Origin of the sequence: Kitasatospora sp. NPDC085895 (assembly GCF_040702125.1) — a bacterium.
In the GTDB taxonomy this organism is placed as follows: Bacteria; Actinomycetota; Actinomycetes; order Streptomycetales; family Streptomycetaceae; genus Kitasatospora; species Kitasatospora arboriphila.
On sequence record NZ_JBFBJY010000046.1, the window covers coordinates 14,947 to 35,229 of the forward strand.

Genomic DNA, 20,283 nt, shown 5'->3' on the forward strand with positions numbered 1-20,283 from the left:
TCAGGCGCTCTTCTCCCGGCGCTCGCGCTTGATCATGTCGCGCGGCACGAGGGTGGGAATGGCGTGCTTGGAGACGACGTCCCCGGTCACGACCACGCGGGCGACGTCCTGGCGGGAGGGGACCTCGTACATCACGGACATCAGCACCTCCTCCATGATCGCGCGCAGGCCGCGGGCGCCGGTGCCGCGCAGGATCGCCTGGTCGGCGATGGCCTCCAGCGCGTCCCGGGTGAACTCCAGCTCCACGCCGTCCAGCTCGAAGAGCTTGCGGTACTGCTTGACCAGCGCGTTCTTCGGCTCGGTGAGGATCTGCAGCAGCGCCTCGCGGTCCAGGTTGTGCACGCTGGTGATCACGGGCAGACGGCCGATGAACTCGGGGATCATGCCGAACTTCACCAGGTCCTCCGGCATGACCTGGCGGAAGTGGTCGCTCGCGTCCGACTCCCGCTTGGAGCGGATGGTCGCGCCGAAGCCGATGCCCTTGGCGCCGGCCCGGCCCTCGATGATCCGCTCCAGGCCCGCGAAGGCACCGCCCACGATGAACAGCACGTTGGTGGTGTCGATCTGGATGAACTCCTGGTGCGGGTGCTTGCGCCCGCCCTGCGGCGGCACCGAGGCGGTGGTGCCCTCCAGGATCTTCAGCAGCGCCTGCTGCACGCCCTCGCCGGAGACGTCGCGGGTGATCGACGGGTTCTCGCTCTTGCGGGCGACCTTGTCGATCTCGTCGATGTAGATGATCCCGGTCTCGGCCTTCTTGACGTCGTAGTCCGCCGCCTGGATCAGCTTGAGCAGGATGTTCTCGACGTCCTCGCCGACGTAGCCGGCCTCGGTCAGTGCGGTGGCGTCCGCGATGGCGAACGGCACGTTCAGCATCCGGGCCAGCGTCTGCGCCAGCAGCGTCTTGCCGGAACCGGTCGGGCCGAGCAGCAGGATGTTCGACTTCGCCAGCTCGATGGCGTCCTCGCGGCCGTTGCCGGCGCGGCCGTTCTCACCGGCCTGGACGCGCTTGTAGTGGTTGTAGACCGCGACGGACAGCGCCTTCTTCGCGAGGTCCTGGCCGACCACGTACTGGTCGAGGAACTCGTAGATCTCACGGGGCTTCGGCAGCTCCTCGAAACGGACCTCCGAGGACTCCGCGAGCTCCTCCTCGATGATCTCGTTGCAGAGGTCGATGCACTCGTCGCAGATGTAGACGCCAGGCCCGGCGATCAGCTTCTTCACCTGCTTCTGCGACTTGCCGCAGAACGAGCACTTGAGCAGGTCGCCACCGTCTCCGATGCGTGCCACGAGGTGCTTCCCCTTCGCCAGGGGCCCCGCAGCTCTCCGGGGCCTGGTGCTGTGGACCGGCTGCGCCGTCGGCGGTCGGTCTCGCTATCCGACGGTACTCTGCCGAGCCGGTGATTCCGCCGACTTCGACAGCTCTGCCCTACGCCCTGGGCGAATTGATACCGAACAGAAGCCGTCTCACGGGCATGCGCCCATACTGCATTGTGCCCGTCCGAGCGCCTCGACCGGAACGGGTCGGGGCGGGGCGTACGTCACTGTCGCGCGCCCCCGTACCGTCCGGCGCTCCTGCACCGGTGGTTCGTGAGGAACCGACAGCCGCGCACGGCCCCGCCCCCGAAGCCGCGAAGGGCTCAGCCCGTCAGCGAGGACTTGCGGGTCGAGATGATCTGGTCGATCAGCCCGTACTCCAGCGCCTCCTCGGCGGTCAGGATCTTGTCGCGCTCGATGTCGTCGCGCACCGTCTCGACCGGCTTGTTGGAGTGCTTGGCCAGCATCTCCTCCAGCTGCTCGCGCATCCGGAAGATCTCCTTGGCCTGGATCTCCAGGTCGGACACCTGGCCGCGGCCGGTCTCGGTGTACGGCTGGTGGATCAGGATGCGGGCGTTCGGCAGCGCCATCCGCTTGCCCGGGGTGCCGGCCGCCAGCAGCACGGCCGCGGCGGAGGCCGCCTGGCCCATGCAGACGGTGGTGATGTCCGGCTTCACGTACTGCATGGTGTCGTAGATGGCCGTGAGGGCCGTGAACGAGCCGCCGGGCGAGTTGATGTACATCTGGATCTCGCGGTCCGGGTCCATCGACTCCAGGCACAGCAGCTGGGCCATGATGTCGTTGGCCGAGACGTCGTCCACCTGCGAGCCGAGGAAGATGATGCGCTCCTCGAACAGCTTGGCGTACGGGTCGTACTCGCGGATGCCCTGGGAGGTGCGCTCGACGAAGCGCGGCACGATGTAGCGGCCCTCGGCGCGGGGGCCCTGGAACTCGCCGCGCGGCGTGTAGGGAGTGTTCATGGGGTGTTCGGTCCTCCGAAGCGTGCGGTCTGGAAGTCTGGGGCCGGCCGTCAGGCGGTGAAGCCTGCGCCGGTGCCGCCGCCACCGGGGACGTCCGCGGCGCTGTGCATGATCTCGTCGATGAGGCCGTACGCCTTGGCCTCCTCCGGGGTGAACCAGCGGTCGCGGTCGGAGTCAGCGGTGATCTGGTCGAAGCTCTGGCCGCTGTGGAAGGCGATCAGCTCGGACATGCGCTTCTTGGTGCGCAGCAGCTGCTCGGCCTGGATCCGGATGTCGGAGGCGGAACCGCCCAGACCGGCGGAGGGCTGGTGCATCAGGATGTTGGCGTTGGGCAGCGAGAAGCGCTTGCCCTTGGCGCCCGCGGTGAGCAGGAACTGGCCCATCGAGGCCGCCATGCCCATCGCGATGGTCACCACGTCGTTCTTGATGTACTGCATGGTGTCGTAGATCGCCATGCCCGCCGAGATCGAACCGCCCGGGGAGTTGATGTACAGGAAGATGTCCTTCTCCGGGTCGGCCGCCAGGAGGAGGAGCTGCGCGGTGATCTTGTTGGCGATGTCGTCGTCGACCTGCTGGCCGAGGAAGATGATGCGCTCGTTGAGCAGCCGGTTGTAGACCTGGTCGCCCAGGCCGCCGAGCACGTCACCGGCGGCGGCGCGCGGCGCCGTCAGGCCATCCATCTGCATCTGCGGGAACGTCACTTAGCCACCTGCTCAGTCGATCTGCGTGTGTGTCGCTGTCCACCGACCCTAACGCGCAGGCCGCGGCTCAGAATCCCCCACGCAGAACTGTTCGCTGTGAGCGCAGGGTGCGCGCGGAAATACGGGAGACCGGGTGGGTGGGCGGGTGGCGACCGGGCGGGTGGAGACCGGATGGGGCGGGCGGGCGGCGGGCGGGAACCCCCACGACACGACCCCGGCCCGGACACCTGGGGTGTCCGGGCCGGGGTCGTACGGGTGTGAGGATCAGGCCTCGGTGGCCTCGTCCTCGACCTCGACGGTCTCGACGGCGTCGGTGGCCTCGGTCTCGTCCTCGTCGTCCTCGAAGGAGACGGTCTCACCGTTGCTGTCGGTGACGGTGGCGGCCTCGACGACCAGGGCCAGCGCCTTGCCGCGGGCGACCTCGCCGACCAGCAGCGGAACCTGGCCGCCCTGGACGATCTGCTGGGCGAACTGGTCCGGGGTGAGGCCCGAGCCGGCGGCGCGACGGATGAGGTGCTCGGTCAGCTCCTCCTGGCTGACGTTGAGCTCCTCCTTCGCGACGATCTCGTCCAGGACGAACTGGGTCTTGATGCCCTTCTTCGCCTGCTCCTCGGTCTCCTTCTCGTAGTCCTCGACGGACTTGTCCTGGGTCGCGAGGTAGGTCTCGAGGTTCATGCCCATCGGCTCGAGCTGGTGGTGCTCGAGGTTGTGCTTGCGGGTCTCGACCTCGTCCTTGAGGAGCTTCTCCGGGTACTCCATCTCGACCCGGGTCAGCAGCTCGTCCAGGACCTTCTCCTGGGCCTGGGTGGCCTGGTCGAACTCCTTCATGCGCTCGAGGCGCTTGCGGGAGTCCTCCTTCAGCTCGTCCAGGGTGTCGAACTCGCTCGCCAGCTGGGCGAACTCGTCGTCGAGCTCGGGGAGCTCCTTCTCCTGGACGGCGGTCACGGTGACGGTGACCTCGGAGCTCTTGCCGGCCTGGGTGCCGCCCTTGAGCTCGGTGGTGAAGGTCTTGGACTCACCGGCGGACAGGCCGATCACGGCGTCGTCGATGCCGTCCAGCAGGCGGCCGGAGCCGATCTCGTAGCTGACGCCGGCGGCGGTGCCGTCCTCCGGCACCTCGCCGTCGACCTTGGCCTCGAGGTCCACGACCACGACGTCGCCGGCCGCGGCGGCGCGCTCGACGTCCTTCACGGAGGAGAAGCGCTCGCGGAGCTGCTCCAGCGACTTCTCGACGTCCTCGTCGGCGACCGAGACGGCGTCGACGGTGACCGAGATCTCCGAGAAGTCCGGAAGGGCGATCTCCGGGCGGACGTCCACCTCGGCGGTGAACTTCAGGTCGCCGCCGTCGGCGATCCGCTCCACGCCCTCGATGTCGGTGATCTCGGGCTGGCCGAGGACCTCGATCTTGCCCTCGTCGACGGCCTGCGTGTAGAAGCGCGGCAGGGCGTCGTTGACGGCCTCCTCCAGCACCGCGGCACGGCCGAAACGCTGGTCGATGACGCGAGCCGGGATCTTGCCCTTGCGGAAGCCCGGAACCGTGACCTGCTGGTTGATCTTCTTGTACGCCGCGTCGAGGCTGGGCTTGAGCTCCTCGAAGGGCACCTCGACGGTGAGTCGAACCCGGGTCGGGTTCAGAGTCTCGACGGCGCTCTTCACGGTTTGGTCTCCTATGGGCTTGCGGTCAGGTTGTCTCCGCCAGACGTCCGCGGCCGGAACGGCCGGTCGGTCGGGCGAGACGGGCGATGGGCGATTGGGGCTGCATCTCCCGTACGGGGGTGGACGGTGAGCGTGACTCCTCGCCCTCGGGCGGCTGCCGCCTGTGTGCATGCCACAGGTACCACCGCCATCGGCCCATCCTACCGGTACCACGAAAGCAACAGGGCCCCGCCCGCCTGACGAGACCCTGCCGAAAGCGTCGGGGTGACCGGATTCGAACCGACGGCCTTCCGCTCCCAAAGCGGACGCGCTACCAAACTGCGCCACACCCCGTAGTGCCGAAAGAGAGAGTACACGCCGGTCCGGGCCCCCTCGCCGTAATATCAGCAGGCACAGGAGCGAAAGCGGTGTGCATTCGGCCGACCCGACCAGGTAGGCTGACCCCCGTCCCCGAGGCCCGCACCGGCTGAGGGGCGACGTGCCGTCAACGCACGTACGCGGGCGTAGCTCAATGGTAGAGCCCCAGTCTTCCAAACTGGCCACGCGGGTTCGATTCCCGTCGCCCGCTCCAACACGAAGGCCCCAGCTCAGCGACATGATCGCGGAGCTGGGGCCTTCGTCGTCCGTGGCACTCCCGGAGCACCGCGCCGCGGGCTCGGGTCCATGGCTCGAAGGCGACGCGACTGCCGCACCGTACGGACTGCTCCCCCGGCGCGCAGCTCATTCGGCGCCACGGGCGGTGACCGCACGAAGAGGGCCCGACCTCCCGTTCGGCGAACGTGCACGGATCCTTGGGAGAGGTCTCGGCGCACGAGGTGCGCAAGGTGGTGCAACGGTTGCCGCACTCCGCGGCAACCTGCCGACGGGCACATGCCAGAGAGCGGTCGTACGCACAGCCGCGAAGACGCTCTTCGCACCGGGTCCGCGGAACCGGACGTCGCGAGGACGACCCGGGTGGCGTTCGTGGCGCCGGTCTCCGGGGTCGTCGTCGATGGGGTTTGGCCGGTCAGCCCAGGTGGTGGCGGGTGACGGCGGTGGCGACGGCGAGCAGGACGGCGGCGCGCTTCGCCCCGGTCGGCCGTTCGGGAACGTTCTGCCGGTCGGGGGCGTGTTGCCCGCCGTACCGGGGAGCCGCGCCGGCGCGGCGCGGGAGCGGTGAAGTGCCCGTGCGGCACGGGAGGTTGGGAACGGCCGAGGCCCGGCCCGGGATCACAGGATCCCCGGGCCGGGCCTTCGGATGCCGCGCGGTGTGCCTCGGCGGCGCTGCCTCGGCAGGGTTCGCGTCAGCGGAGCGCGTCAGCGGTGTGCGTCAGACGCGGACACCGTGGGCGGCGAGGTACGCCACCGGGTCGATGTCGGAGCCGTACGACGGGGTGGTGCGGACCTCGAAGTGCAGGTGCGGGCCGGTGACGTTGCCGGTCGCGCCGGAGAGGCCGATGATCTGGCCGGCGGTGACGGTCTGGCCGACCGAGACCTTCAGGGCCGAGAAGTGGGCGTACTGCGAGTACTTGCCGTCGGCGTGCTTGATGACGACGTTGTTGCCGTAGGCGCCGCCCCAGCCGGCCTCGACGACGGTGCCGGCGGCGATCGCGTGGATCGAGGTGCCGGTGCTGACGGCGAAGTCGACACCGGTGTGGTAGCCGCTGGACCAGTTGGAGCCGGCCTTGTGGTACGGGGTGCCCAGGGAGGCGGCGACCGGCGCGACGTAGCCGGAGGCAGCGGCGGCGGGCTTGGCGGCCTCGGTCTTCGGCGCGGCCGGCTTGGCGGCCTCGGTCTTCGGCGCGGCCGGCTTGGCGGCCTCGGTCTTCGGCGCGGCCGGCTTGGCGGCCTCGGTCTTCGGCGCGGCGGGCTTGGCGGCCTCGGTCTGGGGGGCGGCCGGCTTCGGCGCGGCCTGGACCGGGGTGCGCTTCTCGGAACGCGAGGCGGCGGCGTCGGACTTCTTCGTCTCGGCCTGCGGGGCGGCGGCCTGAACGGCGTGGCCGCCGACGGTCAGCTTCTGGCCCGGGAAGATCAGGTTCGGGTTGCCGCCGATGACCTGCCGGTTGTCCTGGTAGAGCTTCTTCCAGCCGCCGTCGACGTGCTGCGCGTTGGCGATCTTGGACAGGGTGTCGCCACGGACGACCTTGTAGCTGGCGTCGGCGGCCTGAGCGGCGTCGGCGGCCGGAGCGGCGGCGGGGGCCTCGGCGTGCGCGGCGGCCGGAGCGGCGGCGGCCGGAGCGGCGGCCGGGACGGCGCCGTGGGCGCTCGCGGCGGAGGCGGCGGTGACGGGGATGGCGATGGCGGCGGCGGCCACACCGGTGGCGACGGCGACGCGGGACAGACGGGTGCCCAGAACGGACATGGGGGTGTTCCTCTCCGACGCCTGCGAGGTGAGCTGTCGGGTTCGGGCGGGGAGTTCGCCCGGTCGCGGAAATGACGCGACTTCACCCCAAGCCGTCCCGGATCACCGGGTGCGGCACTTACCTTGGGTCCCCCGCTCCTGCCGTGCACGGAAGGGTGCGTGACCCCGGACGGCGGCAGGACTCGGCGTTCCGCCCGGTGGCCCGCCCGGCCGGTGTGGCCGGGCAGGCTCCGAGGAAAACCGATGGGCCCCTCCGGAGGCAAGCTCCCCGTCCCCAACGGCCCCCCGGGGCCCTCGCGGGGGTCACTCTCCGCCCGCCGTCGGTGGGCGGAGCGCAGTCGCCGCAGTGACCGTACGTGTCCGGACCATCAGCAGTCAGGCAAATCGGACACCCCGCGTGGCTGCCCGCTCGCGGCCCGGCACGGATCATGGCCCGCCCGGTGACGCTGGTCACCCGGGGGGCCGATAGCCTCGCTCCCGAACGGTGTTCGACCCCTTTTCGAGCGAGGAGCCCCGGGTGCGCGCGCAGTCCAGGCTGGATGTGATCCAGCGCAGCGTCGTCCGGGAGATGGCCCGGTTCGGTCAGCGGTTCACGGTCGAGGGCAGTGTGGTCCGCGGGCCCGGGACGACGGCCGTGGCGGTGCGGGAGCACCCGGGCGAGGGCGGCGGCGCGGGGCACGTCGACCTCGGTTTCGCCTTCGACGTGGGGCGGGCGGACGGCCCGGTGGTGTGGGACTGCACGGCGGGCCTCGGCCGGACGGAGGAGGAGCGGCTGGAGAGCGCGGTGCGGATGTGGGCGACCACCACCGCGGCCGCGGTGGTCGAGCTGCAGGAGGGCCGCGGGGCGCACGGCGACCACGTCCGCGCGGCGCGGTTGCCGGGCTGGCGGGCCGTGCAGGGGCCGGCCGCCGTCTTCGGCTTCGACAGCGAACGGCTGTCGGAGTGGCTCGCCGGCCACCGGTTGTTGCCGGAGCTCGCCGGGGTGCTGGCCCCGGAGCTGGCTCCGGACGGTGCGGAGCCGGCCGTGACAGGTGTGAAGCTGTTCCTGGGCGGCCGGGCGGGCGAGGACGTCGCCGAGGTCCGGGTCAACGGCGCGGTGTCCGAGTCCGCCTCGGCGGCGCTGCGCGCGCTCGGCTGGCCGCGCGGCGAACGGCTGTGCTGGGCACGGCTGTTCGTGCTGATGGTGCCGGAGGGCCGGCCCGTCGGGGAGGCCCCCGCGGCAGTCCGCTCCGCCCCCGTGGACGCCGGCGGCGCCCGGCCCGCCGGGGCCGTGGGGAACACCGGGATCGCCGCGCCCGCCGCGCGGCCGGGGGTGCTGGCCCGCTGGCGGCGGGCCCGGGCCGGGCGGTAGGTCCGGACGGCCGGACGGCTCACGACGGCGGTCGGCCCGGGTCTGGCGACACCCCCGGGGCGGACGGGCACGACCGGCTCGGACGCCACGGCCGGACCGGAGTCGGAACCCGGCCCGCGAGGGCGGAGTCCGTCCCGCGAAGGGGACTTCGGCCCATCGGAACGGACCACCGGAGCGGAGTTCGCCCGCCGGGGGCGGAGTCCGGCCCGCGGGAGGGGTCAGCTCGCGACGGAGGAGATGGTCTTCGCCAGCTGGTTGAGGAAGTCCTGGATCGGCCGGGCGGCCGTGGACTGGCTCACCATGAAGCCGAAGAGTGCCGCGATGATGGCGTGGCTGGTCTTCAGCTGCTTGTTGCGGATGAAGATGACGACGATGACGCCGAACAGGAACAGCGCGGAGACGGAGAAGGCCACCCGGACTCACTTCCTCAATCTGTGGCGGGGGTTCGTGCTGGAACCCCGTGTCGGAACCGGACCGCGGCCTGCGCCGACCGTCCCTGGCACGAGTCGACCGATCCCGCCGCCGTGGAGGCGTCCGCGGCGCCGGTGACGCCTGCTGTCTGCCGCACCTCTCGCCCCCCGTCCCCCGAGCATCGACCAGCCCACCCGGACTCAGTGTGGTCGTTCGTGCTGCCTGCGTAAAGGACTAGCCGGGAGCCCGGAGCGAAGATCCTGCCATGTGAGACGAATTTCCGCCGACCGAGACGATAGCCGATGTCTCCTGACGAACCGTCGGCGGGGGCGGGGTGGAACGCGCCGGAACGGCCGATCGACAGGCCCGGGGCCCGCGGTCCGCAGGTGAAGAGGTTGTCAGGATTGGCCGAAGATCACTCCCGGGGGTTGACAGGCGCTACTGCCGCCCCACCAGCAGCACGGCGCGGTCGTCGTTGACGTCCTTGGCGACGGTCTCGATGAGGCGGCCCGCGGCGCCGCGGAAGCCGTTGACGACGAGTCGGTCGGCCTCGCCCATCAGCCGGTCCATGCCCTCGGCGAGGTCGCGGCCGGGGATCTCGACCATGCCGTCGGTGCACAGCATCAGCACGTCCCCGCTGTCGAGCCGGCCGCGCAGGCCCTCGAACTTGGCGCCGTCGTAGATGCCGAGCAGCGGGCCCTCCTCGGACTCCTTGGCCTCCCAGGCGCCGGTGCCGCCGTGCCGCTGCATGCCGGGCAGGTGGCCGGCGGAGAGCAGTTCGTACTGGCCGGTGTCGAGGTCGAGCACCAGGTGGACGGCGGTGGCGAAGCCCTCCTCCCACTCCTGGCGCAGCAGGTAGCCGTTGGCGGCGGGCAGGAAGTCGTGCGCGGGCAGCGAGCCGAGCAGTCCGCCGAAGGCGCCGGAGAGCAGCAGGGCGCGGCTGCCGGCGTCCATGCCCTTGCCGGAGACGTCGGCGAGGACGACCTCCAGGGTGCGGCCGCCGGGGCCGGTGCGGGCGGCGACCACGAAGTCGCCGGAGAAGGACTGGCCGCCGGCGGGGCGCAGCGCCATGTCCGCGGACCAACCCTCGGGCAGCCGGGGCAGCTGGCTCTGCACCCGGAGCCGTTCGCGGAGGTCGAAGAGCATGGTGCCGCCGCCCCGCCAGGGCACGCCGACCCGGCTGCGGAACTGGGCGAGCAGCAGGCCGGCGACGCCGACCGCGCCGACGACCAGGGCGGCGCCGGGGGTGACGCCGTAGACGTAGGCGTCGGGGTTGTCGCTGGCGACGCGTTCGCCGGTGTGGATGAGAGATTCGGTGGAGAGGCCGACCGCGGCGGCGGCGTAGAGCAGGACGAGGGTGCCGGGGCGCAGCAGCAGGGAGCCGGCGAGGACGGGGAGCACCAGGGAGGTGGGCGGCACCCAGGCCGGGATCCAGAGGTTGAGGACGACGAGCAGCGGGACGGCGGCGAGGAAGAGCGCGAAGGCGAGCCAGTCGGGGGCGGCGCCGCGGAAGTAGTCGACGCCGGTTCGGCGCACGGTGCGTCGGGCCCGGCGGAGCCTCGTGCGCAACCGGGCCGTCACGGGCTCCCTGGCCGCGCTCGCGGTGGGGCCCGTCGCAGTCGTCCGGGGCGGGGTGCCCTGCGTGCTGCCAGCCATGGGGTCCGACCTTATCCACGGTTGCGGGTCGGCGTCGACGCCTGCGCCGGGGCTGCGCGGGCGCCCGGGTGTTCTGCGGCGGGTTTCGGCCGGGTGGCGGGAGTGCGCCGTCGTCCGCACTCCGGGGGCGCATGCCGTCGTCCGGGCGCCGGTGGTGACGGCGCGACGGTAAGTCGGTCGCACACGGCCGGCGCCGGGTGCGAGGGTGGGCGGCATGACGACAGGTGACACCGGCGCGCTGACGGTCCGTCCGCTCGCCGCGGAGGAGTGGGACGGCTGGTACCGCCGGTTGGAGGTCGCGTTCGGCGGTGAGGAGGAGTCGGCCGAGGAGCGGGAGCTGTACCGCTCGCTGACCGAGGTCGGGCGTTCCCTGGTGGTGTGCGACGGTGCGGAGCCGGTCGGCGGCGGCGGTGCGTTCAGTTTCCGGATGGCGGTGCCCGGCGGGGCGGTGCTGCCGGTGGCGGGCGTCACCATGGTCGGCGTGCTGCCCACCCACCGCCGGCGGGGCGGGCTGACGGCGCTGATGCGGAGGCTGCTGGACGACGTGCGGGCCGCACGGGAGCCGCTGGCGGCGCTGACCGCCTCGGAGCCGGGCATCTACGGCCGGTTCGGGTTCGGGCGGGCCACCTGGCGGATGGCGGTGAAGGTGCCCTGCCACCGGGTGTCGCTGCCGGTGGCGGAGAACCCGGCGCTGCGGTTGCGGCTGGCCGACCCGGTGGAGGCCTCGCCGGCCTGCGAGGAGCTGTACGCCGCGCTGGTGCCGGGGCGTCCGGGCCGGCTGGAGCGGAGCCCCGGCTGGGAGCGGCACCCGCTGCTGGACGTGCCGTCCTCGCGGGGCGGCTTCTCGCCGCGGCAGTGCGTGCTCGCGGAGGACGCCGGGAGCGGCCGGCTGCTCGGCTACGCCCGCTACTCGGCGAAGGTGGACTGGTCGGCGGCGGACAACGCGGCGGGCCGGGTGAAGGTGCGGGACGTCGAGGCGCTGACGCCGGCGGTGTACGCGCGGCTGTGGCGCTTCCTGCTGGACCTGGACCTGGTGGACACGGTGGAGGCGGGGAACCTGCCGGTGGACGATCCGCTGCTGCACCTGGTGTCGGACGTGCGCCGGCTGGAGCCGCGGCTGAGCGACGCGCTGCACCTGCGGCTGGTGGACGTCGGGGCGGCGCTGGAGTCGCGGGGCTACGCGCAGCCGCTGGACGTGGTGCTGGAGGTGGCGGACGGCTTCTGTCCGTGGAACGCGGGCCGCTGGCGGCTGCGCAGTGCCGGTCCTGGCCGGGCGACGAGCTGTGTCCGCACCGGGGCGCCGGCCGATCTGGCGCTGGACGTCCGGGAGCTGGGGTGCGCCTACCTCGGCGGGGAGACGCTGGCGGCGCTGGCCCGGGCGGGTCTGGTCACCGAGCTGCGGGAGGGGGCGCTGGCGCAGGCGTCGCGGGCGTTCGCCTCGGACGTGGCGCCCTGGCTGCCGCACGGGTTCTGACGGCCCGTGCGGCCCAGGCGTCTCGGAGGGGTCGGTCAGCCCTGGGGGTGGTGGGCCGGGATCGGCGGGAGCTCGCCGGTGGTCTCGTACTCGCTCAGCATCTCGATCCGGCGGGTGTGCCGGGCCTCGCCGCTGTACGGGGTGTTGAGGAAGATCTCGACGAACTTGGTGGCCTCGTCGAGGGTGTGCATGCGGCCGCCGACGGAGATGACGTTGGCGTTGTTGTGCTCGCGGCCGAGGGCGGCGGTCTGCTCGCTCCAGGCGAGCGCGGCGCGGACGCCCTTGACCTTGTTGGCGGCGATCGCCTCGCCGTTGCCGGAGCCGCCGATGACGACGCCGAGGGCCTCGGGGTCGGCGGCGGTGCGCTCGGCGGCGCGCAGGCAGAACGGCGGGTAGTCGTCCTCGGCGTCGTAGATGTGCGGGCCGCAGTCGACCGGCTCGTGGCCGGCCCCCTTCAGCCACTCGACGAGGTGGTTCTTCAGTTCGTATCCGGCATGGTCGGAGCCCAGGTACACGCGCATGACCATGAGTGTGGCATGCGCGTGCACCGGCCCGCGGGAGGGGGCGGGCGCGGGCCCCCGCGCCCCGGTCAGCGGGTGCGGCCGAGGAGCTTCCAGGCGAGCGGCAGGGCGCCCATGGCGAGGACGGCCTTGAGGGCGTCGCCGACCAGGTAGGGGTAGAGGCCGAGGTCGGCCGCCTTCGCGAGCGGGACGTGCAGGGCGGCGGCGAGGTAGGGCACGCCGACGGCGTAGATCGCGAGGTTGCCGAGGACCATGGCGCCGGCGGTGCGCAGCGGGCTGCGGTCGGCGCCGCGGCGGGCGAGCGCGCCGGTGAGGCCGGCGGCGAGGACGAATCCGAGGACGTAGCCGAGGCTGGGCATCGTCCAGCCGGAGGCGCCCTCGGCGAACCAGGGCAGGCCGGCCGTGCCGGCGAGCAGGTAGAGGCCGAGGGAGGCCGTGCCGCGGCGGGCGCCGAGGGCGGTGCCGACGAGCAGGGCGGCGAAGGTCTGGCCGGTGACGGGGACGGGCGAGCCGGGCACCGGGACGGACAGCTGGGCGGCGAGGCCGGTGAGGGCGGCGCCACCGGCGACGAGGGCGAGTTCGCGCACCTGGCCGCCGAGGCGGGTGGTGGCGCGGGGCAGCAGGTCGGCGAGAACGGGGGTGCCGGTGATCGGCGCGGCCGTGGCCATCGGGAGGGCTCCGCATCTGCTCGATGATCAGTGAACAGTTGTGAACCTACGCGCAGGTGTGCGAACCGACGGCGCCGTCCCCGACAAAGCGTCAGGCCCGGGTTTTGTGGGGTCCCGCCTGCGGCACTGCGCCGGCGCTCCGGCGCTACGGTGAGACGTCGGGCACGCAGCGTCACGGGAGTGTCCGAATTGCGGTCTCTCGCCGGGATTTCTTGGCGCGTCCATCCGGCCTGCCGAATAGTGGACAACTCGTTCCGATATCCGACGAACTCTGGATGCGCCGATGACGACCACCCCCACGCCCACCCTGGAGCGGCCGGCCACCGAGCCCGCCGCCGAGGGCACGCTGGCCGCGGGCCTCAAGCCTCGCCATCTGTCCATGATCGCGCTCGGCGGCGTGATCGGTGCCGGCCTCTTCGTCGGCTCCGGCGCCGGCATCGCGGCCGCCGGCCCGGCGATCATCCTGGCGTTCGCCATCTCCGGCGTCCTCGTCATGCTGGTGATGCGGATGCTCGGCGAGATGTCCGCCGCCCGCCCGTCCAGCGGTTCCTTCTCGGTGCACGCGGAACGGGAGATCGGGCCGTGGGCCGGCCTGACCGTCGGCTGGATGTTCTGGACGCTGCTGTGCGTCGGTGTCGCGGCGGAGGCGATCGGCGCCTCGCACGTGATGCAGGGCTGGTTCCCCGGGGTGCCGCTGTGGGTGTGGGTGGCCGTCTTCATGGCCTTCTTCTGCGCCAGCAACCTGGCGGCGGTGAAGAACTTCGGCGAGTTCGAGTTCTGGTTCGCCGCGATCAAGGTCACCGCGATCGCCGCGTTCCTGGTGATCGGCGTCCTGGCCATCGCCGGTGTGCTGCCCGGCACCGACTCCCCCGGCGCCGCCAACCTGACCGGCCACGGCGGCTTCCTGCCGAACGGCACCACCGGCCTGGTCACCGGCCTGCTGGCCTCCGTCTTCGCGTACGGCGGCCTGGAGACCGTGACCATCGCCGCCGCCGAGTCCAAGGACCCCCGGCGCAGCGTGGCGGGCGCGGTGCGCACCGCGATGTGGCGGATCGCGCTGTTCTACGTCGGGTCGATGGTCGTGATCGTCACCCTCGTCCCGTGGAACGACTCCTCGATGCTGAGCCCCGGCCCGTACGTGGCGGTGCTGAACAGCCTGGGCATCCCGGGCGCCGGCCAGGTCATGAACGTCGTCGTGCTGATCGCGCTGCTGTCCGCGATGAACGCCAACATCTACGGCTCCTCCCGCATGGCGTACTCGCTGGTGCAGCGCGGCCAGGGCCCGAAGGCGCTGGCGAAGATCGGCGGCGGGGTGCCGCGCCGGGCCGTGCTGGCCTCCTCCGGCTTCGGCTTCCTGGCGGTGCTGCTGAGCTACTGGTGGCCGGAGACCGTCTTCACCTGGCTGCTGAACATGGTCGGCGCCTCGGTGCTGGTGGTCTGGGCGTTCATCGCGGTGGCGCAGCTGCGGATGCGGCGGCGGCTGGAGCGCGAGGCGCCGGAGCAGCTGTCGGTGCGGATGTGGGCCTTCCCGTACCTGACCTGGGTGGCGCTGGCCGGCATCCTGGGCGTGCTGGCGCTGATGCTGCTGGACGAGAGCAACCGGATCCAGCTGTACTTCACCGGCGGTCTGGCGGTCGTGCTGGCCGTGGCCGGCTGGCTGAAGCAGAAGCGGGCCGTGACGGCCTAGGGCACGGATACGGCGGAGGGGCGCGGGAGAACCCGCGCCCCTCCGTCGTGCTCCCCGCCGGGGTCCTTACTCGAAGGACGGGCCGGCGGTGCGGGTGCGCTTGATCTCGTAGAAGCCCGGGGTGGCGGCGACGAGCAGGGTGCCGTCCCACAGTCGGGCGGCGGCCTCGCCGCGCGGGGTGGGGGTGACCACCGGGCCGAAGAAGGCGATCCGGTCGCCGTCCGGTCCGTCGACGGCGATCACCGGGGTGCCGACGTCCTCGCCGACCAGCGAGATGCCCTCGCGGTGCGAGGCGCGCAGGGCGTCGTCGTGGGCGTCGGTGTCGGCGGCGTCGGCGAGCTCGACCGGCAGGCCGGCGGCCTCCAGGGCGGCCTCGATGGTGGCCCGCTCGTTCGGCAGGCCCTGGTTGTGGAAGCGCAGGCCGAGCTCGGTGTAGAGCGGGCCGAGCACCTTGTCGCCGTGCGCCTGGGCTGCGGCGATCAGCACGCGCACCGGGCCCCAGCCCTTCGCGAGCAGTTCCTTGTACTTCTCGGGCAGCTCGTCCCGGCCCTCGTTGAGCACGGACAGGCTCATCACGTGCCAGCGGGTGTCCACCGGGCGCAGCTGCTCGACCTCCAGCATCCAGCGGGAGGTCATCCAGGCCCAGGGGCAGATCGGGTCGAACCAGAAGTCGGCGATCTTGCGGGAGTCGGCAGTCGTCACGGACGGCGTCCTTCGGTCGGCGTTCGGGTGCATGGGTGTGTCCCGCGGTGCCAACCGCGCGGCGGCCCGGTTGATTCCGTGCGCACCGCCCGGTGCTGTGCCGGGGCGGCGCGGGCGGCGCGTGAAAGGATGCCCCCGGCCGGGCCCACCGGCGCGGCCGTGCAGTTTTCCTCACAGCGTGCGATCCGGACAAAGGAGTACCGCCGTGCCGGGCAAGAACCTGAGCCGCGAAGAAGCCCAGCAGCGGGCCGAGTTGATCCAGGTGGAGGGCTACCGCGTCCAGCTGGACGTCACCTCCGCGCCCGACCCGGCGGTCGACGTCTTCCGCTCCACCACGACCCTGGCGTTCCGCTGCTCCGCGCCGGGCTCGGACACCTTCGTGGACCTGCTGGCGCCGGCCGTCCGCTCGGTGGTGCTGAACGGCCGGGCGCTGGACCCGGCCGAGGTGTTCGACGGCGCCCGGGTGGCGCTGCCGGGCCTGGCCGCGCAGAACGAGCTGGTCGTGGAGGCGGACTGCGCGTACAGCCGCACCGGCGAGGGCCTGCACCGGTTCGTCGACCCGGCGGACGGCGAGACCTACCTGTACACCCACTTCGAGCCGGCCGACGCCCGCCGGGTGTTCGCGAACTTCGAGCAGCCGGACCTCAAGGCCCCGTTCTCCTTCACCGTGACCGCTCCGGCGGCCTGGGACGTGTACGCCAACGCGGTGCACGAGGAGGTCACCGCGGACGGCAGCGGCAGCCGGACGTGGCGGTTCGTCCCGACGAAGCCGATCTCGACGTACCTGACGGCGGTGGTCGCCGGGCCGTACCACGTGGCGCGCGACCACTATTCCCGCACCCTGCCGGACGGCACCCGGCTGGAGATCCCGCTCGCCGCGACCTGCCGCCGCTCGCTGGCGCCGTACTTCGACTCGGACGAGATCTTCACCGTCACCAAGCAGGGCCTGGACTTCTTCCACGACGAGTTCGACTACCCCTACCCCTTCGGCAAGTACGACCAGTGCTTCGTCCCGGAGTACAACATCGGCGCGATGGAGAACCCGGGCTGCGTGACCTTCCGCGAGGAGTTCGTCTTCCGCTCGAAGGTGACCGAGGCGGCGTACGAGGGCCGGGCCAACGTGGTGCTGCACGAGATGGCCCACATGTGGTTCGGCGACCTGGTCACCATGAAGTGGTGGGACGACCTGTGGCTGAAGGAGTCCTTCGCGGACTTCATGGGCTCGTTCTCGCAGGTCGAGGCGACCCGGTACCGGGCGGTGTGGATCACCTTCGCGAACCGCCGCAAGGCCTGGGCGTACCGGCAGGACCAGTTCCCGACGACCCACCCGATCACGGCGGACATCCGGGACCTGGAGGACGCCAAGCTCAACTTCGACGGCATCACCTACGCCAAGGGCGCCTCGGTGCTCAAGCAGCTGGTGGCGTACGTCGGCCGCGAGCCCTTCCTGGCCGGCGCCCGCGCCTACTTCAAGCGGCACGCGTACGGCAACACCGTGCTCACCGACCTGCTGGATGCCCTGGAGGAGACCAGCGGCCGCGACCTGACCGCCTGGTCGGCCGCCTGGCTGCAGACCTCCGGGGTGAACACCCTGGCCCCGCAGCTCACCGTGGACGCCGACGGCCGGATCACCGAGCTCGCCGTCGTCCAGGACGGCGGCGTGCTGCGCCCGCACCGGATCGCCGTCGGCCTGTACGACCGGGACGAGACCGGGGCGCTGGTGCGCACCGCGCGGATCGAACTCGACGTGACCGGCGGCCGCACGGTGGTCGCCGACGCCGTCGGGCTGCACCGGCCGGCCCTGGTGCTGGTCAACGACGACGACCTGACGTACTGCAAGGTCCGCTTCGACGAGGGCTCGCTGGCGACGCTGCGCGCCGCCCTCGGTGACGTCCGGGACGACCTGGCCCGGGCGCTGGCCTGGTCCGCGGTGTGGAACCTGACCCGCGACGGGCTGATGCCTGCCCGCGACTACCTGGCGCTGGTGCTGGACTTCGCCGGCCGGGAGTCCGAGATCGGGGTGCTGCAGTCGCTGCACCTGCAGGCGCAGACCGCGCTCGACCTGTACGCCGACCCCGAGTGGCGCGAGGAGGGCGGCCGGCTGCTCGCCGAGTGCGCCGTCCGCGAGCTGCGCGCGGCCGTGCCGGGCAGCGACCACCAGCTGGCCTGGGCGCGCTTCACCGCCGCGGCGGCGCACGGCCCCGAGCAGCTGCGGCTGGTCCGCGGCCTGCTGGAGGGCACCGCCCGGATCGACGGTCTGGACGTCGACCAGGAGCTGCGGTGGTCGCTCTGGCTGGCGCTCGCCGCGGCCGGCGCCGCGACCGGCGAGGAGATGGAGCAGGAGCTGCAACGGGACAACACCGCGAGCGGCCGCCGCCAGCTCACCCAGTGCCTCGCAGCGCTGCCCACGCCCGGCGCCAAGGCCGCCGCCTGGACGGCCGTCGTGGACTCCGACGAGCTGCCGAACGCCCTGGTGGAGGCCCAGATCGCGGGCTTCGCGCAGGCCGGTCAGCGGGAGCTGACGGCGCCGTACACCGAGCCGTACTTCGCGATGCTGGAGGACGTCTGGAAGCAGCGGTCGATCGAGATCGCGATGCGGATCGTCGGCGGCTTCTTCCCGAAGTACCAGACCGGGCGGAAGACCCTGGACGCGGCGGACGCCTGGCTGTCCGAGCACGAGGGGGCGGCGCCGGCGCTGCGGCGCCTGGTGGTCGAGTGCCGTGACGACCTGGCCCGGGCCCTGCGGGCGCAGGCCTGCGACCGGGGCTGACCCGGGGGACGACGAGGGGCGCGGGGATCCGCGCGGCGGGACGGCACATGCGGTGCCCTTCCGACCCGCGCGGTTCCCCGCGCCCCTGTTGTCGCCGCCCCTGTGCCCCGGGCGCCGCCGCTACTTGAGCGTGGCCGAGGTGAGGCCTGCCTGGACCTGGCGCTGGAAGGAGAGGTAGACCACCAGCACGGGCAGCATGGCGATCGTCATGCCGGCGAACAGGGCCGGGGCGTCGCTCTTGTAGCCGGACTGGAAGGCGAGGTTGACCAGGCCCTGGGCGAGCATCGAGTGGTCGGCCTCGCCGGCGGTGGTGGGCTGCATCAGGGTCACCGGCAGGATGTACTGGTTCCACTGGCCGAGCACGTTGAAGATGCCGACGCTGATCAGGCCGGGCTTGGCCATCGGCACCATGATCCGGAAGAACGCCCGGGTGTGCGAGCAGCCGTCCAGCATGGCCGCCTCGTGCACGGCGGTCGGCAGGGTGCGGAAGAACGAGTACATGAAGAAGACGGTGAACGGCAGCGAGAACGCGACGTACACCAGGATCAGGCCGAGGTAGCTGTTGAGGCCGAGCAGCGGGCTGACCTCGCCCAGGTTGCGGACCATGAAGAACAGCGGCACCAGGGCCAGGTACACCGGGAACATCGCGCCGGCGACGAACAGGTAGTAGATGACCTTGTTGCCCCTGAACTCGTAGCGGGCCAGCACGTAGGCGGCCATCGAGCCCAGCAGCATCGTCAGCGTCAGCGAGCCCGACAGGACGATCAGGGTGTTGACGAAGAATCCGCCGATGCCCTTCTCCCAGGCGCGCCCGAAGGCGTCGAACTTGAAGGTGTCGGGCCAGCTCCAGGCGGAGCCGTTGATCTGGGCGTCGGTCTTGAAGGAGCCGAGGACGACCCAGGCCAGCGGCAGGACGATCATCACGGCCCACAGGGCGAGGAAGCCGTGCGAGAAGACGTTCAGCACGCCGCCGCCTTCGGCGAAGCGCTGCGGGCGGTCGGTGGGCCGGCCGCCGGTGCGCTGGCCGGGGAGGCTCGCGGCCTTGTCGAGAGTGCTCATGTCGCCGTCCCCGCTCAGTACTCGATCTTGTCGCGCTTGGTGACCCAGAGCGAGACGATGGTCAGGATCAGCGTGAAGAAGAAGATCACCACGCCCATGGCGCAGGCGTAGCCCGCCTCGCCGTTGCGCAGGAAGCTGCGCATCAGGTACGTGGAGATCAGCTCGCTGTGGTGGTCGGGACCGCCGCCGAAGTAGGCGCCCGGGGTGATGCTGGAGACGAGGGCGAAGGCGTCCATCGCGACGATCGCCAGGTACACCCAGGCGGTCTGCACGGTCTCCCAGAGCAGCGGCAGGGTGATCCGGAAGAAGGTCTGGGCGCGCTTGGCGCCGTCCAGCAGGGCGGCCTCGTAGATGTCCTTGGGGATGGACTGCATCGCCGCGGAGAACAGCACCAGGTAGAAGCCGACGCCGGACCAGACGAGGACGGCGAGCACGCACCAGAGCACCATGTCCGGGTTGGACAGGAACTGCACCGGGTCGTTCGCCGAGGCCAGGCCGAGCTTGATCAGGATGCCGTTGGCGAGGCCGCTGCCGTCGGTGCGGTAGACGGCGCCCCACAACACGGCGAGGATCGCGATCGACAGGACCTGCGGGAAGAAGAAGACCACCTTGTAGAAGCCGGCGCCGCGGACGCCCTGGACGCCGCCGGTGCCGGTCTTCCCGCCGACGTTGAGCATGAAGGCGAAGAAGAGCGCGATCAGTATCGTCACGATCGGCAGCAGGACCAGCAGCAGCAGGTTGTGCCACAGCGCCCCGCCGAAGACCTCGTCATCGAGGAGTCTCGTGTAGTTGTCCAGGCCGATGAAATTCATCTCCTGGCTCGCCCCGGACCAGTCGGTCAGGGAGTATCCGAAGGTCTGTGCGTACGGCCAGAGCACCAGGCCGACGTACAGCACGATCGGGAGGAAGAGGAACCCCACGATGAAGGGGTACTTGCCGTGACGCATGCGGTCACTTCTCCTGTCCGTCAGGCGGGCGCACCGGGGGCGGTT

At 71.8% G+C, this 20,283-nt stretch carries 16 protein-coding genes, 2 tRNA genes and 1 riboswitch; of the genes, 5 read left to right on the forward strand and 13 right to left on the reverse strand.

Translation table 11 applies throughout. The annotated features are described in order from the left end of the window. From clpX to AB0442_RS25620, 5 genes are all read right to left on the reverse strand, one after another. On the reverse strand, window positions 1-1,287 hold the full coding sequence (gene clpX / locus AB0442_RS25600; protein WP_263105397.1) for an ATP-dependent Clp protease ATP-binding subunit ClpX: 1,287 nt from the start codon (window positions 1,285-1,287) through the stop codon (window positions 1-3). Window positions 1,288-1,637: 350 nt separating this feature from the next. Further along, window positions 1,638-2,294, reverse strand: coding sequence for an ATP-dependent Clp protease proteolytic subunit (locus AB0442_RS25605; RefSeq protein ID WP_030270507.1), 657 nt, complete (start codon window positions 2,292-2,294; stop codon window positions 1,638-1,640). Between the two features lie 50 nt (window positions 2,295-2,344). Then, on the reverse strand, window positions 2,345-2,974 hold the full coding sequence (locus tag AB0442_RS25610; protein WP_052390707.1) for an ATP-dependent Clp protease proteolytic subunit: 630 nt from the start codon (window positions 2,972-2,974) through the stop codon (window positions 2,345-2,347). 285 nt (window positions 2,975-3,259) lie between these two features. Beyond that, window positions 3,260-4,651, reverse strand: a complete 1,392-nt coding sequence (gene tig / locus AB0442_RS25615) for a trigger factor (RefSeq protein ID WP_366165610.1) — start codon at window positions 4,649-4,651, stop codon at window positions 3,260-3,262. 259 nt (window positions 4,652-4,910) lie between these two features. Then, window positions 4,911-4,984: transfer RNA gene (locus AB0442_RS25620), tRNA-Pro, on the reverse strand. 164 nt (window positions 4,985-5,148) lie between these two features. Between AB0442_RS25620 and AB0442_RS25625 the strand changes: the two genes are divergently transcribed. Continuing rightward, window positions 5,149-5,222: transfer RNA gene (locus AB0442_RS25625), tRNA-Gly, on the forward strand. Between the two features lie 738 nt (window positions 5,223-5,960). On the opposite strand, the gene AB0442_RS25630 is transcribed toward AB0442_RS25625, so the two are convergent. After that, window positions 5,961-6,992 carry a peptidoglycan DD-metalloendopeptidase family protein gene (locus tag AB0442_RS25630; RefSeq protein WP_366165612.1) on the reverse strand — a complete coding sequence of 344 codons (1,032 nt, stop codon included), beginning with the start codon at window positions 6,990-6,992 and terminating at the stop codon, window positions 5,961-5,963. Between the two features lie 5 nt (window positions 6,993-6,997). Continuing rightward, window positions 6,998-7,160, reverse strand: a riboswitch (cyclic di-AMP (ydaO/yuaA leader). A gap of 349 nt (window positions 7,161-7,509) precedes the next feature. On the opposite strand from AB0442_RS25630, the gene AB0442_RS25635 reads away from it, so the two are divergent. Then, the gene (locus AB0442_RS25635) at window positions 7,510-8,343 is read left to right on the forward strand and encodes a DUF6348 family protein (protein WP_366165614.1); all 834 of its coding nucleotides are present in this window, start codon (window positions 7,510-7,512) and stop codon (window positions 8,341-8,343) included. Between the two features lie 218 nt (window positions 8,344-8,561). On the opposite strand, the gene AB0442_RS25640 is transcribed toward AB0442_RS25635, so the two are convergent. Together AB0442_RS25640 and AB0442_RS25645 are read right to left on the reverse strand one after the other, a co-directional pair. Then, window positions 8,562-8,756, reverse strand: a complete 195-nt coding sequence (locus AB0442_RS25640; RefSeq protein ID WP_030270493.1) for a hypothetical protein — start codon at window positions 8,754-8,756, stop codon at window positions 8,562-8,564. A 436-nt stretch (window positions 8,757-9,192) separates the two neighbouring features. Further along, complete coding sequence (locus tag AB0442_RS25645) at window positions 9,193-10,323, reverse strand: PP2C family protein-serine/threonine phosphatase (protein ID WP_366165655.1); 1,131 nt, start codon at window positions 10,321-10,323, stop codon at window positions 9,193-9,195. Window positions 10,324-10,624: 301 nt separating this feature from the next. Here AB0442_RS25645 and AB0442_RS25650 point away from each other — a divergent pair, with 301 nt between their 5' ends. Continuing rightward, complete coding sequence (locus AB0442_RS25650; protein WP_366165615.1) at window positions 10,625-11,884, forward strand: GNAT family N-acetyltransferase; 1,260 nt, start codon at window positions 10,625-10,627, stop codon at window positions 11,882-11,884. A gap of 35 nt (window positions 11,885-11,919) precedes the next feature. Here the strand turns inward: AB0442_RS25650 and AB0442_RS25655 are convergent, their stop codons facing one another. Continuing rightward, window positions 11,920-12,405: a ribose-5-phosphate isomerase gene (locus AB0442_RS25655; RefSeq protein WP_030270489.1), complete on the reverse strand. Its 486-nt coding sequence runs from the start codon at window positions 12,403-12,405 to the stop codon at window positions 11,920-11,922. A gap of 68 nt (window positions 12,406-12,473) precedes the next feature. Then, a complete protein-coding gene (locus tag AB0442_RS25660; RefSeq protein ID WP_366165617.1) occupies window positions 12,474-13,073 on the reverse strand; it encodes a biotin transporter BioY in 600 nt (199 codons plus the stop codon). 379 nt (window positions 13,074-13,452) lie between these two features. On the opposite strand from AB0442_RS25660, the gene AB0442_RS25665 reads away from it, so the two are divergent. Further along, window positions 13,453-14,760, forward strand: a complete 1,308-nt coding sequence (locus AB0442_RS25665; RefSeq protein WP_363540214.1) for an amino acid permease — start codon at window positions 13,453-13,455, stop codon at window positions 14,758-14,760. Between the two features lie 66 nt (window positions 14,761-14,826). On the opposite strand, the gene AB0442_RS25670 is transcribed toward AB0442_RS25665, so the two are convergent. Beyond that, window positions 14,827-15,462, reverse strand: a complete 636-nt coding sequence (locus AB0442_RS25670; RefSeq protein ID WP_030270486.1) for a DsbA family protein — start codon at window positions 15,460-15,462, stop codon at window positions 14,827-14,829. 205 nt (window positions 15,463-15,667) lie between these two features. Between AB0442_RS25670 and pepN the strand changes: the two genes are divergently transcribed. After that, window positions 15,668-18,232 carry an aminopeptidase N gene (gene pepN, locus AB0442_RS25675; RefSeq protein WP_366165618.1) on the forward strand — a complete coding sequence of 855 codons (2,565 nt, stop codon included), beginning with the start codon at window positions 15,668-15,670 and terminating at the stop codon, window positions 18,230-18,232. Window positions 18,233-18,352: 120 nt separating this feature from the next. Here the strand turns inward: pepN and AB0442_RS25680 are convergent, their stop codons facing one another. Both AB0442_RS25680 and AB0442_RS25685 read right to left on the reverse strand, forming a co-directional pair. After that, on the reverse strand, window positions 18,353-19,291 hold the full coding sequence (locus tag AB0442_RS25680; RefSeq protein WP_366165619.1) for a carbohydrate ABC transporter permease: 939 nt from the start codon (window positions 19,289-19,291) through the stop codon (window positions 18,353-18,355). A 14-nt stretch (window positions 19,292-19,305) separates the two neighbouring features. Then, the gene (locus AB0442_RS25685; RefSeq protein WP_344627924.1) at window positions 19,306-20,238 is read right to left on the reverse strand and encodes a sugar ABC transporter permease; all 933 of its coding nucleotides are present in this window, start codon (window positions 20,236-20,238) and stop codon (window positions 19,306-19,308) included. Between the last annotated feature and the right edge of the window lie 45 nt (window positions 20,239-20,283).